Source organism: Fodinicola feengrottensis (assembly GCF_039530045.1).
GTDB lineage: Bacteria > Actinomycetota > Actinomycetes > Mycobacteriales > HKI-0501 > Fodinicola > Fodinicola feengrottensis.
In genome coordinates, this window is sequence record NZ_BAAANY010000005.1 from 1 (window position 1) to 15,196 (window position 15,196).

Here is a 15,196-nt window from a genome sequence, read left to right on the forward strand (position 1 = left end):
GCGCTCTATATAGAAGCCCACTTTATTTGTGGTTGGGGCAGGTGTCGGGGCCGTCCACTGGCTGATCTGGGCTGTAGTCCTCGCCGCCGCCGGCGACCCCGGTCCCCTGGTCTTTCCAGCTCGCCGGCGCGATCAGGCCGTGCGCGATTTGTTGGCAGTCCATGTTGTAGACGTACGCTTGGGTGCCCTCCACCCAGAGCCCACGGGACTCGGGGCCGACGTGACTATCGCTGTAGCTACCCCACTTGGTCTCGTCGTGGACCACGACCACGTGCTCGCCCGGATGGTTTGTGCCAACGCCGGCGAACGCGTACGCCCAGACGTAGTTCGTGGTGATTTGCAGGTAGCTGTGGCCATCCTCGTCCTTGCCCACACCGAATGTCATTTTTCCTTTCACTCGCGGGGAAAGATCGGCGAGTGTGGTCCCGGGAGCGGTCCGGATCATCTCGCTGAAACTGTCCTTGGCCAGCGATAGTTTGGCTAGTGACCGGTAACCGGGCGCGACCTGCGCGAGATATCCAGCCGGGTCGCCGGTGACCAGCAGCCGGTGGTCCAGATGGCTCGAAACCAGCGCCGCCTTGACCGCGCTGAGGTCCCGGGCCACGTCGGCAGCGGACCAGTCACCGGCTTTCGCAGCTGGCGGTGGCACGATGCCGGCGGCGCCTTCGGCGTACGACGCCGCGTTGGTGCCCTCGAAGCCGTTGTAGATCCTGGTGTCCGAGTCAGCGGAGTTGGCCAGCGGGTTGTGAAAGGTCGGCCGCCAGCCCTCTCGCCACGCACCGTAACCAACCACCAGCGCCACCCCGAGCACCAGCGCGACGACCGTGGTGGGTGACGACCATCGGAATCCGTTGTGCGACATTGCCTTGCCCCCATGAAAGTCCGCGCCCAGTCCAGGCTCAGGGACCACCGTAAACGCGCACCGACCGGCGTGGGTGCGCTTCCCTCGGACACGTACGAATAACGTACGACGCGAGCGGCCGGTGACGGCGCCCTAACTTTTCTCCCCTAACTTTAGGCAGGTCCGGTGGCCCTCTCCTGGCCATACCGTGAGAACACACGGCGAGGAGGCATGATGACCGACAAGACCGAAACAGGCGATTTCTACGCACTGGCGGACGCGCTGCCGGACAACGACCAGCGACTGCTGGCCAGGCTGCGGGCTTTCCTGGCCACCGAGGTGGCCCCCACCGCGAACGAGCACTGGATCCATGAGGAATTCCCGTACGAGCTGATTGGCAAGCTCGGCGGATTGGGTATCGCCGGTCTGTCGTACGACGGGTACGGCTGCGCCGGTCGGAGCAGCCTGCTGGATGGCTTTGTGGCGCTGGAATTCGCCCGCGTCGACCCGTCGATCGCGACGTTTTTCGGTGTCCACACCGGGCTCGCGATGGGCTCGATCTACCTTTGTGGCTCCGAGGAACAGAAGAGGACGTGGCTGCCGGCGATGGCCCGGTTCGAGAAGGTCGGCGCTTTCGGTCTCACCGAGCCCGAGGCCGGCTCCGGCGCGGCCCGCGGGCTGACCACCACGGCCCGCCGGGACGGGGACGAATGGGTTTTGTCGGGCCAGAAGAAGTGGATCGGCAACGCGACTTTCGCCGATGTCACGGTGATCTGGGCCCGCGATGTGGCTGACGGAAACGTCCGCGGATTCCTGGTCGAGAAGGGCAGTCCCGGCTTCACCCCCACCAAGATCCTGAACAAGATGGCGCTGCGTACGGTCCAGAACGCGCACATCGAGCTGCGTGACTGTCGCGTACCGGAGTCGCACCGGCTCGGCCATGCCGACTCGTTCGCCGACACCGCAGCGGTTTTGCGGATGACTCGTACGTCGGTGGCCTGGCAGGCCGTCGGATGCTCGATCGGCGCGTACGAACGGGCTTTGGACTATTCCAAGAAACGCGAGCAGTTCGGCCGGCCGATCGGCGGCTTCCAGCTGGTCCAGGACATGTTGGTGAAAATGCTGGGAAACATTACCGCGTCGCTGTGCATGGTCGCCCAGCTGTCCCGTCTGCAGGACGCCGGCCGGATGACCGAGGAGCAGGCGTCGCTGGCGAAAGCCTTCGCTACCACCAAAATGCGTGAGACGGTCGGGCTCGCGCGCGAGCTGATGGGCGGCAACGGGATCCTCCTGGAGCATGAGGTCGGCCGGTTCGTCGCGGACGCCGAGGCGATCCATTCCTACGAGGGAACGCGCGAGATGAACACCCTGATCGTCGGCCGGGCGATCACCGGCTTTTCGGCCTTTGTCTAGGAGACCTGTCATGACTTCGAGCCTCAACCCGGACAGCGCGGCCGACTCGATCGGCGGCCCCAACCCCATTGTCGGCTTTCGCCGCAAAGACCTGCTGGACTCGTTGCGTACGGTCATTGGCGAAACCATCCGACACCCGCAACACACTGTCGGCAGCCTTGCTCATCTCGCCCACGCCGGCCTGGACATCGGCCGCGGCAAGGCGACTTTCACGCCCGGCGCCAAAGATCGCCGATTCGCCGATCAGGCGTGGTCGGAGAACGTTCTCTATCAGCGGATGTTGCAGCTCTACCTGGCCGCGGACGCCGAGCTGGACAGGTGGATCGGCGGCTCCGAACTGTCCACTATGGACCGCGAGCGAACCCGTTTCGTCCTGTCGCTGGGATTGGACGCACTCGCGCCGAGCAATCTGCCGACGAATCCGGCGGCGCTCAAGCGGTTCATCGAGACCGGCGGCCGCAGCGCGGTCAGCGGAATCCGCCAGCTCGTCGACGATGTTCTTCACAACGGCGGGATGCCCCGGCAAGTGGACACCAACCGCTTCCAGGTCGGCGGCAACCTCGCCGGCACGCCCGGCTCAGTGGTCTTCCGGAACGAGGTGCTGGAACTGATTCAGTACGAGCCGCGGACCGAGCGGGTCCACGCCCGACCGTTGCTGATCGCGCCACCGCAGATCAACAAGTACTACGTTTTCGACCTGTCCGAACAGAAAAGCCTGGCCCGGTACGCACTGGACAACGGCTTCCAGGTTTTCGTGGTGAGCTGGCGCAACCCGACCGCCGAGCAGCGCGAATGGACGCTGGCGACCTATCTTCGTGCGCTCGAAGAAGCCATCGACACGGTCTGCGACATCACCGGCAGCGCGGACGTCAACCTCGGCGGTGCCTGCTCCGGCGGCATCACGTCGGTCGCCATGAGCGCGGCTTTCGCCGCGCGTGGCATCGCTCGTATCCACTCTTTGACCTTGTTCGTCAGCGTTTTCGACATGGCCGCCGACCGTACGCTGCTGGGCGTCTTCGCCAGTGAGGAAACACTGGCCGCCGCCAAACGCCACTCGCACGCCAAGGGCGTCCTGGACGGTCGCGAGCTGGGTCGGGTTTTCAACCTGCTGCGGCCAAACGACCTGATCTGGTCGTACTGGGTGAACAACTACCTGCTCGGCAACAAGCCGCCCGCTTTTGACGTGCTCTACTGGAACAACGACACGACCCGGCTGCCGGCCGCCTTCCACGGCGAGCTGATCGACATTTATCGCGACAACTCGCTCGCCACCCCGGGAGCCGTCGTGGTGGACGGCACGCCGCTGGATCTGGGAAAGATCGACTGTGACGCTTTCGTGATGGGCGGTACGACCGACCACATCACCCCCTGGGACGCCTGTTACCGGTCGTCCTTGCGGCTGACCGGGAATGTCGAGTTCACCTTGAGCAACTCCGGGCATATCCAGAGCATCCTGAACCCGCCGGGCAACCCGAAGTCCAGCTATTTCAGCAATCCGGACCGGCCGGAGTCGGCGGCAGACTGGAAGGCCGGCGCGACCAAGGTCGCCGGCAGTTGGTGGCCTCGCTGGATGGAGTGGCTCGGCGAGCGATCGGGCGACTTTGTCGACGCGCCGATCATTGACGCTGCGCTGGAAGCCGCCCCCGGCTCGTACGTACGCGGATGAACGGCACCGATGTCCTGCGGGTCGGCCGCCAACAGCTGCACGTGGACATACGCGCCGGCGAAGGAACGCCTTTGTTGCTGTGCAACGGCATTGGCGCGAACCTGGAGCTGATGCGGCCGTTCGTCGAACGGCTGGAGGCGATGCAGGGCCGGCGAATCCCGACGATCGCCTTCGACGTGCCGGGCACCGGCGGGTCACCGACACCGCGACTGCCGCGATGGATGACTGGCCACGCTCGACTGCTGCGCGAGCTGGTGACCAAACTGGGCTTTCCGCAGGTCGATGTGCTCGGCATTTCCTGGGGCGGCGCGCTCGCGCAGGAATTCGCCCACCTGAACCCGAAACTGTGCCGCCGAGTGGTGTTGTGCGCGACCAGCATGGGAATGGTGATGGTGCCGGCTCACCCGCGCGTCCTGCTGGCGCTGGCCAGTCCGACCCGGTATTTCCGGCCATCGCGCATGCGCGAGCTCGGCGCGGCGATCTACGGTGGCGGCTTTGGCGAAGACAAAGGGGTCGCCGACGCCTTCGCCCGGGCGTCCCGGGCGCCGGATCCGCTCGGCTACTACTGGCAGATGCTCGCCGGCTGGGGCTGGACCAGTGCGTACTACCTGCCGCTGCTGCGCCAACCGGTGCTGCTGGTGGCCGGCGACGACGACCCGATCATCCCGCTGGTGAACGCGAAGATGATGGCCCGGCTACTGCGAAAACCGACCGTCCACATTGTCCACGGCGGCGGCCACCTGGCGCTGCTCACGCACGCCGACGAACTTGTTCCGGCCATCCACACCTTCCTGTCGTAAAGGAGAAAGTCATGCTGAACCTGGCCCTCATGTTGGAGGACAGCGCGGTCCGCTTCGCCGACCGAGACGCGGTCGTGCTCGGCGACACCCGACTCTCCTATCCGGCGGTGAACGCGGCCGCGAACCAGGTCGCCAACCTGCTGGCGTCCCGCGGTGTCGGACCGGGCGACCGAGTCGCGCTGTCATGCGCCAACGTGCCCTACTTTCCCATCGTCTACTACGGAATCCTGAAGACCGGTGCCACCGTGGTCCCATTGAACGTGATGCTCAAGGGCCGCGAGGTGGCCTACCATCTGGCCGACTCAGGGGCGAAGGCCTATCTCTGTTTCGAAGGTACGCCAGCATTGCCCATCGGCCAGCAGGGGTGGGCCGGCTTCGGCGCGACCGAAAGCTGCGAGCATTTCTTCCTGATCACCGCGGATCCGTCGGCACCTTCGCCGATCGAGGGCGCCACCACCCTGGGCGCCGCGCTGGCCGGTCAACCGGCAGTTTTCGACACCGCGGTCACCGCTCCGACCGACACCGCCGTCATCCTCTACACCAGCGGCACCACCGGCCAGCCCAAGGGCGCCGAGCTGTCGCACTCGAACATGGTGATGAACGCTGTCACCTGTCACCGGATTTTCGGTGTGGCCAAACACGAGATCCACCTGTTGGCGCTGCCGCTCTTTCATTCCTTCGGACAGACGGTCCAGATGAACGCCGGCTTCAGCTCCGGCGCGACCCTGGTGATGCTCCCTCGCTTCGACGCGAACGCCGCTCTTTCGTTGATGTTGAACGAAAAGGTCACGTTCTTCGCCGGCGTTCCGACAATGTACTGGGGCCTACTGAGCGCCGACCCGACCGCGTACGACCTACCCGAAATCGCCAACAACCTGCGGATAGCGGTCTCCGGTGGGGCCGCACTGCCAGTGGAAATCCTGGAACAGATGGAAAAGGTGTTCGGGGTCGAGGTCAGCGAGGGCTACGGCCTGTCCGAGACCAGCCCGGTCGCCACTTTCAACCATCCGGGCCGCAAACCCAAACCCGGCTCGATCGGCCAGCCGGCCTGGGGGATCGAGGTCAAGCTCGTCGACAACCAGGGCCAACGGGTGCCCGACGGCGAGACCGGTGAAATAGCGATCCGGGGCCACAACGTGATGACCGGCTACCTGGGCCGCCCGTCGGCCACCGCCGAAGCGATCAGGGACGGCTGGTTCCACACCGGCGACCTCGGCCGACAGGACGCCGACGGCGACTACTTCATTGTCGGCCGCGCCAAGGAGATGATCGTACGCGGCGGCTTCAACGTCTATCCACGCGAACTCGAGGAGGTCATGATGACCCACCCGGCGGTGAGCCTGGTCGCGGTCATCGGCGTGCCGCACGAGAGCCACGGCGAGGAAGTGAAGGCATTCGTGATCCGCACACCTGGCGCCGAGCTGGTCGAGGCCGAGTTGGTGGCATGGTGCAAGGAAAACATGGCCGGTTACAAATACCCACGCATCGTCGAGTTCCGCGAGGTTCTGCCGATGACGGCCACCGGCAAGGTCCTCAAGCGAGAACTCAGCTGAGGCGCGACACTACATCGATCCCCGCCGTCGTACGACCAGATGCTCGGTCACGTTGACGCCGACCACGACAGCGGTCAGCGCGCCAAGAGCAGCCACCGCCGGCACGTAGACGGCCAGCGGGATCAGGAAAACAGCAACTGCCGCACCAGCCAGCCGGTAGATCGAGATTCGATGGAACATCCGCCACCGGGTGTAGCCGAAAGTCGCAAGATAGAGAGCACAGCCACCAAAGAGCAGGCCCACCACGCCGATTTCCAAGCGGTGGGTGGGATGTGCGACGACGGCCGCCATGCCTACCGCGGCCGCGATGATGCCAGTCAGGAAGGCCAGGTGTCCGTACGAGAGCACCTCGCGGACGAGGTCGGTGCGTACGCTCGCGGTGAGCATCGCGTGCCGGATCGCGCTGGCGGCGAACACGTAATACACCCACCACAATGCGGCGGCGAGCACGAAAGCGATCGCGACCGCCACCAGCACGTCGACCGTCAAATGCGCCGAAGTGGCGGCTGGGGCGCCGATCGCGACGATGGATTCGCCGAGCGCGATGATGATGAAGGTGCCGAACCGCTCCGGCAGGTGGCCGGGATGGAACCGCATCGACAGCAGCCGGCGGCGGGTCAGGATAGGCGTCGCCAGGTCCAGCACCGCGGCGATGGCCCACACCGTTATCAGGATCGGGTAAGGGAAAAAGGCGCTGATCAACCGGGCCGGACCGGTGATGAACACGGCGATACTCATCGGCCCGAAGGCGAAACTTTGCTGCGGACCGGAGAAAAACAGTGAAACCACCCGCAACAGCAGGAAAGCCGCGGCGAACAACACCGCGCGGGAGCCGTACGCACCAGGCACGGCCAACGCCATGAAAAGGCTGCAGAGGCCGGTCGCGAAAATGCCGATCCGTTCGAAGGAGGTGTCCACATTGGTGGTGTTGGCGTGGATCGTGGTGCCGACCCAGGCCCAGTAAATCGGTACGAAGACAACCAAAGCTCGGCCCAGCCCGGCCCAGGACACGTCCTCACGCAGCAGCGACGACACCTCGGTGACGGCGAAGACAAAAACCAGGTCGAAGAACAGCTCGGCCCAGGTGACCGGCTTCTCAGGCACTTCCGCGGATTCGCTCATTGAGGGCAATGTACCCAGCCGACCGGCAGTCCCGGATCCAGACCGCTAGGCCGGTGATCATGCACACCGCGCCCACCACGCACACCGCGCCCCAACCGGCCAGCTCGTACGCGGCGACGCCGGCGGCCGTTCCAATCACCCCGCCGAGCGTGTACGCGGTCATGTAGACGGAGGCGATACGCGACCGGGCTGCGCTGGTCAGGCCGTAAACCACGCTCAGGTTCAGCAGGTGGGTGCCGTGAATCGCGATGTCGACCGCGAGCAATCCAACGAAAAACCACGTCAGGTGCTGCCCGCCCAGCCACAACACGGCGAACGAAACAGCGCCCAAAACCAGCAAAAGTCCGGTCATCGGGCGTTGCCAGCCACGGTCGGCGGCCCGGCCGGTCAGCCGGGCGGCCAGTACGCCGGCACCGCCGACCAGCGCGACCAGCCCGATCGCCGCGGCGCTGAAGTGGTACGGCGGACCGGCGAGCAGGAACGCGGCGGTCGCCCAGAACACTCCGAAAGAAGCGAAAACGCAGGCACCGATCGCGGACCGGCGGCGCAGCACCGGCTCGGTCGCCGCGAGCCGTACGGTCGCGCGCAACTGCGCAAGGTAGCCGATCGACACCTCCGGGTCGGCCGGCGCCATCGTACGAGCCAGCGTCGCCGCCAACACGAGCGTCACCGCCGCCGCGGCCAGGAACAACACCCGCCAGCCCACCGCCTGGCTGACCAGGCCGGCGACCGTACGGGACAGCAGGACACCGGTCAGGCCGCCGGTGAGCATCGTGCCGACCGCTCGGCCCCGCTCATGATCGGCGGCGACGGTCGCCGCGTACGCGACCAGGATGTTCACCACCCCAGCGCTGGCCAGCCCGACCACCACACCAGCGGCGAGCAGTACGCCCACGGTCGGCGCGATGGCCGTCAGGATCAGCGCCATCGCGTCGACACACAACAACAGGCACACCAGCGGCCGTCGTCGGACGATGTCGCCGAGCGGCACGATCAGCACCAGGGCCAGCGCATACCCGACCTGGTTGAGCGTGGTCAGCGCCGGCGTGGCCGGCCCGTACGAGCCGGTGATCTCCGGCAGCAGCGGCTGGCAGTAGTAGATGTTCGCGATGGTCAGGCCATAAGTCAGGGCCAGCAACCAGATCAGCCGGCGCGGTGTTTCGAGAGTCACCAGCGGGACGCTACGCAGTGATTGGATCGAAACTAAGATCCAATACCGTGACTGAATTCTGGCCCACTTTCGGCGTCGACCTGCACCTGGAGCTCGACCCGGCGACCGGCCGGCGGACCGGCCTGGAGCAGGCGCTGCGGTCCGCCATCCAGGCCGGCCGGCTCGCTCCGGCGGCCCGACTGCCGGCCAGCCGCAAACTGGCCGTCGAGCTGGGGCTGTCCCGCGGCACCGTACGAGCGGCATATGACCAGCTCATCGCGGAGGGCTACCTGACCTCGCGGCAGGGCTCGGGGACCGCCGTCGCGCTGATGGCCCAGCACAGCGCTCCCAGCGCGCCGGCCACCGAGCGGCCGCCGCGGCACAACCTGCGCCCGGGCAGCCCCGACGTGGCGGCCTTCCCGGTCGCGGCCTGGCTGCGGTCGGCCCGGCGGGCGTTGGGCAACGCGCCGGCCGACGCGTTCGGCTACGGCGATCCGCGCGGCCGTCTGGAGCTGCGGGAAGCCCTCGCCGGCTATTTGGGGCGTACGCGTGGAGTTCTCGCCCACCCGGATCAGATCGTGATCACCAACGGCTATGTCCAAGCGCTCGTCCTCATCTCCCGCGCACTCGGCCCGTCGACCATCGCCATGGAAGACCCGGGCGTGCCTTTTCACCGAGAATTGGTACGCCGAACCGGCGCGACCGTGGTACCGGTGAATGTCGACGAGAAAGGCGCTCGTACCGACACCCTAACCGCGGCCGTACGAGCGGTGATTGTCACTTCGGCGCACCAGAATCCGACTGGCGAAACGCTGCATCCGGCTCGCCGGCTGGCACTCACCGACTGGGCCAGGTCGACCGGCGGACTGGTTGTCGAGAATGACTACGACGGCGAATTCCGGTACGACCGGCAACCGGTCGGCGCGATCCAGGGCACCGCCCCCGATCAGGTCGCTTATCTCGGGAGCGCCTCAAAAACCCTCGGCCCGGGTCTGCGGCTGGGCTGGCTCGTCCTGCCGCCGGAGCTGATCGAAGCGGTTGTCGACGCTAAACGACACAGCGACCACCACACCGAAAACCTCGGACAGCTCACTTTCGCGGATTTCATCGCCAGCCACGACTACGACCGGCACATCCGGGCCATGCGGTTGAAATACAAGCGCCGCCGGGATCTACTGGTTTCGCGTATCAATATTCCGGTACGCGGAATCGCCGCTGGCCTGCACGCGTTGATAAAACTTCCGGACCACACCGAAGATGACATTCGTCAGGTGGCCGCCGTCAACGAGCTGTCCATCGGCTATCTGGGAGACCGTTGGCAACAGCCCGGTCACCATCAGCAAGGAATTGTCATCGGCTACGGCACCCCGCCCGATCACGCCTATTCCGACGCTCTGGATGCCCTCGTACGCACGGTTGGCAGCATTTGATGGGTTCTTGACACTTGCGCATCTGTCGCCGATCGCCGCCAGATGAGAAATTAGCAGGTGACAGGAAGAGGTGAAACATCATGCGACTGATATCAGTGGCCGCCCACAAAATCTGGCAGGCATACCGCGCGCAGGTCCGCGCCCAAGAGGCCTTCCTCCGGTCGCAGCGGCCGTGGGAAACAGAGTTTCTGCACTGGGAGGACGACGAGCTGAAAGGCTCAATCCTGCCCCCGAAACGCCTGCGCGACCTACGGTTGGGCTAGAGCCCTCGCACGGGTCGTCGCACCCGAGGACGTACGGGCCGCTCAACCGCCCGATCCCACGCGGGTGCTACGTCGTTCGATCAACACCACGTCGCGCCATCGACCGTGGTGGGCGCCGATGCGTTCGCGGACACCGACCCGGCGAAAGCCAGCGCGCTCGTGCAGGACCGCGCTGGCGGTGTTCTCCGGGAAGATTCCGCTTTGAATGGTCCAGATCCCGGCGGCCTCCGTCGAGGCGATCAATGCCTGGAGCAGCGCCAGCCCGACACCCCGTCGACCTGCCGCGGGGTCGACATAGACGCTGTGTTCCACGACTCCGGCGTACACACAGCGCGAGGACACAGCGGACACGGCGACCCAGCCCAGGACCCGTCCGTGCTGGTCAACGGCGACAAAGCGGTGCTGCGCGGCATGGGTGGCGTCCCAGGTTCGCCAGCACGGAGCCGTAGTCTCGAAACTCGCGTCACCGCTGTCCAGCCCGGCTTGGTAGATCGCCAGCACCGCCGGCGCGTGCGCGGAGGTCATCGGCACCACCTGAGCAGCACCGGTGATCACACTGTCACCGCGGCCGCGTCGCCCGGCACCAGTACAGCAGACAGGCGGGCTAATTCCTCAGGATGGACGCGGTAGTAGACCCAGGTGCCACGGCGTTCGCCGTCGATGAGCCCCGACTCGCGCAGCACCTTGAGATGGTGGGAAATCGTCGGGCCGGTGACTTCGAAGGCGTCGGTCAGGTCACAGACGCACGCCTCCCCACCCTTGTGTGATGCGATCAGCGAGAGCAGACGGAGTCGGATGGGGTCTGATATCGCCTTGAACACCCGAGCCAGTTCCACGGCCTGCGACTCGGACAACGGCTTACGTGCCAGCGGTGAGCAGCAGGCGTCGATCGCGGCCAGCTCCAGTTGTCTCGACATCTGTCTATCTTGACAGAGTTCTATTTAGAGGGCAATCTAATCGAAGTTGCTTTGATGGTCATCTATCCAAGGAGGGTTCGATGTCCCGAGTTCAGCTCGCCCTGCGGGTCGGCGATCTTGCCGAGTCAATCGCGTTCTACTCCCAGCTGTTCAACGTCAAACCGGCGAAACTTCGGCCCGGTTACGCCAATTTCGCGATCACTGAGCCCGCTCTCAAGCTCGTACTGCTCGAAGGCGAACCCGGCCAAGCCACCGTAATGGACCACCTCGGCGTCGAAGTCGACTCCACCGCGCAAGTAGCCGCTGCCGCGAACAGGCTGATCGGCGAAGGTATGAAAACACAGCTGGAAAACGACACGACGTGCTGCTACGCCTTACAGGACAAGGTCTGGGTCCACGGCCCCGGCCAGGAACCATGGGAGGTCTACACCGTCAAGGCCGACTCCCCCACCACCGCAGCACCCGCTTGCTGTACGCCCGCCTAGCGACGCCGGCCCTTCAAAGGAATTTCGACCACAATGCTCGGGTCGGCATATCAAAGAATGTTAGACGGTATTACTGGTCCGAATAATACCTACATCGCGCCCGTGCTCGGTGGTGACGGCAAGCGGCCGGCCCGTCGTACCCCGTGCGGGCCGGCCGCTCACCCCCTGCACAGGACACGACTCGGCGCGTGTTCACGTCCAACGCCATTGGGGACGCTCGCGGCGGTCGTAGTCGTGCCCTGGGAGCCTGCGGCAGGACAGAGAATCCTGAGTAGCGGTCGGTAGATGTGGCCGAGGCCGTCGCGCCGGCCCGGTGTCCGGTAGCGGCTGTCGTGGTGGGTCGTCCACGCTGGCCGGGTTGATGCCGTAGAACCACAACACGGTGACCGCGTTGCGCCGGACCGGGCACGGCCAGCTCTCGTTGCAGTGCCACGCCCGGCAGACAGGGATGACGCTCGCGGCGGCCGGTGGCAACAGGGGCTGGTGGTCCCGCGCGTGGATCTTCGCTACCTCGATCATCGGGGAATCCATGACCGTGCCCCTTCCTAACAGAATGTGACGAGAACGGCCCGCCGCTCACGTCGGCAGCGACGGACCCGCCCCCAGGACCGGGGTGGACGATGAGAGCTGATCTGGCCCCGGTACCCCAACCCGGCGACGGAATCCGGCCGGCCGGGGACTTTCACGACGGTCCAGAGCGCAAAATGCGGGTGCCGTGTAGTTCGTTCGGAAAGTTATGAAGCTGGTCAATCCAGCGCCGTCGAGGGGCGCCCGGTGGCGCGTCGTACCTATGCTTGGTCAGGCCACTGACGACCGCGACGCCCGACGACGGAGCCGGGTGTCGACCTGGATGTTTTCCAGCGTTGTCAGCAGAATTTCCGTCACGAGCTGTTCGGTCAGCGGTGGACTGAAATACGCGTCGCCGGTCGCGGGCAACCATTCAATACCTTCCCGGTTCGCGGCGGCCCCGAGATCATCGCAGTACTGGCCATACAGATACGCGACCTGGACGGGACTCAGGTCCGCCTCACTGTCTGCCTTCAGCGCGGCACGGAATCCACTTTCCACTTGACGATGAGAAATCTCGCCGGTCACGTGAACCGTTACCCGTCGCATGCCGCACCACCCCGCGTAACTGTCGGGCCGCGTCGACAGCCGACCAGCAGGACGACAGACCGTGCCGTACGGCACCGGCTGACACCGATCAGCCGGAGCGTGCACCCGCCCGTGCCGTACCTGAGATTTAGTGTCACTTCCCCGCCTCCAGCGAACCGATCTGCGACCAGTACTTGTGGTTAGGACCAGAAACCTCGCACGACGGCCGCACGATAGGCAATGTTTCCCCACGTACAATCTGTGGCGGGCACCCGTTTGACGGTACTTTCTTGGGGAGTGTTACATGGAGGGCGCCGATCAGCGCCCGCTACGCAACACCTAGCGGGAGGAGAGCAAGGGGATGACAACGGACGATCAGAGTTCGACAGTGCCGCGCCGACAGCTAGGCCGAGAGCTGCGCAAGGCCAGAGAGGTAGCTGGTCTGACTGTGGAAGCGGCAGCTGCCGCTCTCGAGTGGTCACGGCCGAAGCTGTGGCGGATCGAAAAGGGCACCATCGGCATGCGCACACTGGACGTGAAGAACATGTGCGAGCTGTACGGGGTACCCAAGAAGATGCGTGATGCGCTGATGTCCTTGGCTCCGGAGACCAGGCAAGTGGCCTGGTATCACGCCTACTCCCAGGTCCCCCGATGGTTCGAGCTATACATCGGTCTAGAAGGCGCAGCAGAGAAGATCCAGCAGTACGCAGTAGAGCTAGTGCCCGGCCTTCTCCAGACAAAGGACTACGCACGTGCCGTCCTGCTGACAGCACCAAACGGGGGGTCGACTGACGTTGATCAACTCGTAGAGGTGCGTCTGGGTCGTCAAAGCAGACTCACTGACAAGGGGATGTCACTGGACTTGATCTTGAATGAGGCAATCCTCAGACGCCCTGTCGGCGGTCCTGCCGTGATGGCAGAGCAGTTAGGCAACCTAGTGAGCATGTCCGAGCTTCCAAACGTGCAGATCCGGGTACTCCAGTTCTCGGCTGGTGAGCACGCGGCCATGCTCGGCAGCTTCGTAATTCTGTCGTTCCCGCAAAACATGGAGCCGCAGACGGTCTACCAAGATGGCGCCAACGGAGCGATCTACCACGAGAAGCCAGGCGAGGTAGAACGATACAAACAGCAATTCGAGAGTATCGACAAGGTCGCTCTCGATCGCTACAGATCCCACGACTTAATAGCCTCAGCTGCAAGGGAGTACGAAAGTGTTGTATGACGCCAATAATTGGCGCAAGAGCACCCGCAGCGGGAACAACGGTGGAGAGTGCGTCGAAGTGGCCTCTACGGCGGCCTCTCAGGTGCTCGTGCGCGACACAAAACAGCAAGACAAAGGACCAATGTTGGCATTCAGTGCGTCGGCATGGCGGGAGTTCCTTAAGGCCCAGTATAGCCAGCGACCTTAAGGCAGCAGCCCCACCGCACTCCCTGTGGCGGCGGGGACTGCTTTCACCTTACACGCTGGGGAGGCTGGTAAATCCATGACTAAGGTACCAACCGCGGAAGAATGACAGCGGCCGGAGGGCTCAGACCCTGGGAGACAAACCCACGTTTTTGGTGCTCATATCGGGCCACACAACTGTGGAAGCTAGTACCAAAAGAATGGAAGAATGACGTAACGATGGCGTCAGCCGTAGTGCTCATCAACGGCAGACGAACGCCGGTAGTAGCGGCCAATTGGGTCGGCGAAGTCCACCCCGAAGTATTCGACGCAATCATGCCAGGTGAAAAGGTTGTCGCCGTCAACGATCCACCACGGACGCCAGAGCCGGAACTAGATGCCGAGCAACGGATTATGCTATGGGCGGAGAAGAACGGGCACACGGTCGAAATGATCGGTGCTAGCCGGCCAGTTTGTGAGGTCTGTGAGCACATGATGAAAGAGCGCGAAATTAGGCCAGCAACCCCGCTGGCCAGGACCCAGCCTGGGTACGATCCGAGAAGACGCCGAAGACCGGCAACGTACTATCCTCCACAACATCAACCGACCAAAAGGAACCACCCACGTCATGGCCCTTAGACTTCGCCTCACCAGCGTTGACGCCGAACTAGCGGCCACAATTAGTGCCGCCACGCCCGATACGCAACGATCAATTGCAGAGCAAACAGTTAACTTTCTGTACGCCCGCGCGCCGTTCTCTCCCCATGACGACAACATCGCCATTCAGCAACTCCGTAACCGGCGATACGGTGACACACCAGAACGGCAGCATCTCAAAGATGCCGCTTTCAATGCGGAAAAAGCGGCCCGAGAGGCATGGCAAGCCGGCGACGATACGGCGAGCGAGAGGGAGCGCGCTATCACCTTTGCATATAAGGCCGCCTACTACGCTCTGTCCGAGAATCCCGAAACGGCTGCTCTTGAAACTGTATACGAGGCGCGTTTCTCTCATGTTCCGGGAGAGGTATTCGCCCTTGTGCGCTCGATACTTGACGCGCCGTGATCGAAATCCAACCG

General features: G+C 64.4%; 17 protein-coding genes. 10 read left to right on the forward strand and 7 right to left on the reverse strand.

Features of this window, described 5'->3' with window-relative positions:
- Positions 1 to 22: 22 nt before the first annotated feature.
- Complete coding sequence (locus tag ABD301_RS06190) at positions 23 to 862, reverse strand: hypothetical protein (protein WP_344307978.1); 840 nt, start codon at positions 860 to 862, stop codon at positions 23 to 25.
- A gap of 213 nt (positions 863 to 1,075) precedes the next feature.
- Here ABD301_RS06190 and ABD301_RS06195 point away from each other — a divergent pair, with 213 nt between their 5' ends.
- From ABD301_RS06195 to ABD301_RS06210, 4 genes are read left to right on the forward strand one after another with little or no spacing between them, the layout of a single operon-like run.
- Positions 1,076 to 2,254: an acyl-CoA dehydrogenase family protein gene (locus ABD301_RS06195; RefSeq protein ID WP_344307981.1), complete on the forward strand. Its 1,179-nt coding sequence runs from the start codon at positions 1,076 to 1,078 to the stop codon at positions 2,252 to 2,254.
- 10 nt (positions 2,255 to 2,264) lie between these two features.
- Positions 2,265 to 3,920: an alpha/beta fold hydrolase gene (locus tag ABD301_RS06200; RefSeq protein WP_344307983.1), complete on the forward strand. Its 1,656-nt coding sequence runs from the start codon at positions 2,265 to 2,267 to the stop codon at positions 3,918 to 3,920.
- Positions 3,917 to 4,720: a poly(3-hydroxyalkanoate) depolymerase gene (gene phaZ / locus ABD301_RS06205; protein WP_344307985.1), complete on the forward strand. Its 804-nt coding sequence runs from the start codon at positions 3,917 to 3,919 to the stop codon at positions 4,718 to 4,720. Before ABD301_RS06200 ends, phaZ begins: the two co-directional genes overlap by 4 nt.
- Positions 4,721 to 4,731: 11 nt before the next feature.
- Complete coding sequence (locus ABD301_RS06210; protein WP_344307987.1) at positions 4,732 to 6,273, forward strand: long-chain-fatty-acid--CoA ligase; 1,542 nt, start codon at positions 4,732 to 4,734, stop codon at positions 6,271 to 6,273.
- A 9-nt stretch (positions 6,274 to 6,282) separates the two neighbouring features.
- Here the strand turns inward: ABD301_RS06210 and ABD301_RS06215 are convergent, their stop codons facing one another.
- Together ABD301_RS06215 and ABD301_RS06220 are read right to left on the reverse strand one after the other, a co-directional pair.
- Complete coding sequence (locus ABD301_RS06215; protein ID WP_163573135.1) at positions 6,283 to 7,395, reverse strand: low temperature requirement protein A; 1,113 nt, start codon at positions 7,393 to 7,395, stop codon at positions 6,283 to 6,285.
- Positions 7,370 to 8,566, reverse strand: coding sequence for an MFS transporter (locus tag ABD301_RS06220; protein WP_344307990.1), 1,197 nt, complete (start codon positions 8,564 to 8,566; stop codon positions 7,370 to 7,372). The genes ABD301_RS06215 and ABD301_RS06220 overlap by 26 nt, the downstream gene beginning before the upstream one ends.
- A 47-nt stretch (positions 8,567 to 8,613) precedes the next feature.
- Between ABD301_RS06220 and pdxR the strand changes: the two genes are divergently transcribed.
- Both pdxR and ABD301_RS06230 read left to right on the forward strand, forming a co-directional pair.
- Positions 8,614 to 9,975 carry a MocR-like pyridoxine biosynthesis transcription factor PdxR gene (pdxR, locus tag ABD301_RS06225; RefSeq protein ID WP_344307992.1) on the forward strand — a complete coding sequence of 454 codons (1,362 nt, stop codon included), beginning with the start codon at positions 8,614 to 8,616 and terminating at the stop codon, positions 9,973 to 9,975.
- An 80-nt stretch (positions 9,976 to 10,055) separates the two neighbouring features.
- Positions 10,056 to 10,238 carry a hypothetical protein gene (locus ABD301_RS06230; protein ID WP_163573137.1) on the forward strand — a complete coding sequence of 61 codons (183 nt, stop codon included), beginning with the start codon at positions 10,056 to 10,058 and terminating at the stop codon, positions 10,236 to 10,238.
- Positions 10,239 to 10,280: 42 nt separating this feature from the next.
- Here ABD301_RS06230 and ABD301_RS06235 read toward each other — a convergent pair whose 3' ends face one another.
- Positions 10,281 to 10,763 carry a GNAT family N-acetyltransferase gene (locus ABD301_RS06235; RefSeq protein WP_163573138.1) on the reverse strand — a complete coding sequence of 161 codons (483 nt, stop codon included), beginning with the start codon at positions 10,761 to 10,763 and terminating at the stop codon, positions 10,281 to 10,283.
- A gap of 26 nt (positions 10,764 to 10,789) precedes the next feature.
- Positions 10,790 to 11,155, reverse strand: coding sequence for an ArsR/SmtB family transcription factor (locus ABD301_RS06240; RefSeq protein ID WP_344307995.1), 366 nt, complete (start codon positions 11,153 to 11,155; stop codon positions 10,790 to 10,792).
- Positions 11,156 to 11,235: 80 nt separating this feature from the next.
- Between ABD301_RS06240 and ABD301_RS06245 the strand changes: the two genes are divergently transcribed.
- Positions 11,236 to 11,640, forward strand: a complete 405-nt coding sequence (locus ABD301_RS06245; RefSeq protein ID WP_344307997.1) for an ArsI/CadI family heavy metal resistance metalloenzyme — start codon at positions 11,236 to 11,238, stop codon at positions 11,638 to 11,640.
- 192 nt (positions 11,641 to 11,832) lie between these two features.
- Here ABD301_RS06245 and ABD301_RS06250 read toward each other — a convergent pair whose 3' ends face one another.
- Together ABD301_RS06250 and ABD301_RS06255 are read right to left on the reverse strand one after the other, a co-directional pair.
- On the reverse strand, positions 11,833 to 12,171 hold the full coding sequence (locus ABD301_RS06250; protein ID WP_344307999.1) for a hypothetical protein: 339 nt from the start codon (positions 12,169 to 12,171) through the stop codon (positions 11,833 to 11,835).
- A 267-nt stretch (positions 12,172 to 12,438) separates the two neighbouring features.
- Positions 12,439 to 12,756, reverse strand: coding sequence for a hypothetical protein (locus ABD301_RS06255; RefSeq protein ID WP_344308001.1), 318 nt, complete (start codon positions 12,754 to 12,756; stop codon positions 12,439 to 12,441).
- Positions 12,757 to 13,096: 340 nt separating this feature from the next.
- On the opposite strand from ABD301_RS06255, the gene ABD301_RS06260 reads away from it, so the two are divergent.
- From ABD301_RS06260 to ABD301_RS06270, 3 genes are all read left to right on the forward strand, one after another.
- A complete protein-coding gene (locus ABD301_RS06260; protein WP_344308003.1) occupies positions 13,097 to 13,957 on the forward strand; it encodes a helix-turn-helix domain-containing protein in 861 nt (286 codons plus the stop codon).
- Entirely contained in the window at positions 13,947 to 14,144 is a 198-nt protein-coding gene (locus tag ABD301_RS06265; protein WP_344308005.1) for a DUF397 domain-containing protein, read from the forward strand. Before ABD301_RS06260 ends, ABD301_RS06265 begins: the two co-directional genes overlap by 11 nt.
- 603 nt (positions 14,145 to 14,747) lie before the next feature.
- Positions 14,748 to 15,182: a hypothetical protein gene (locus ABD301_RS06270; protein WP_344308007.1), complete on the forward strand. Its 435-nt coding sequence runs from the start codon at positions 14,748 to 14,750 to the stop codon at positions 15,180 to 15,182.
- Positions 15,183 to 15,196: the final 14 nt, after the last annotated feature.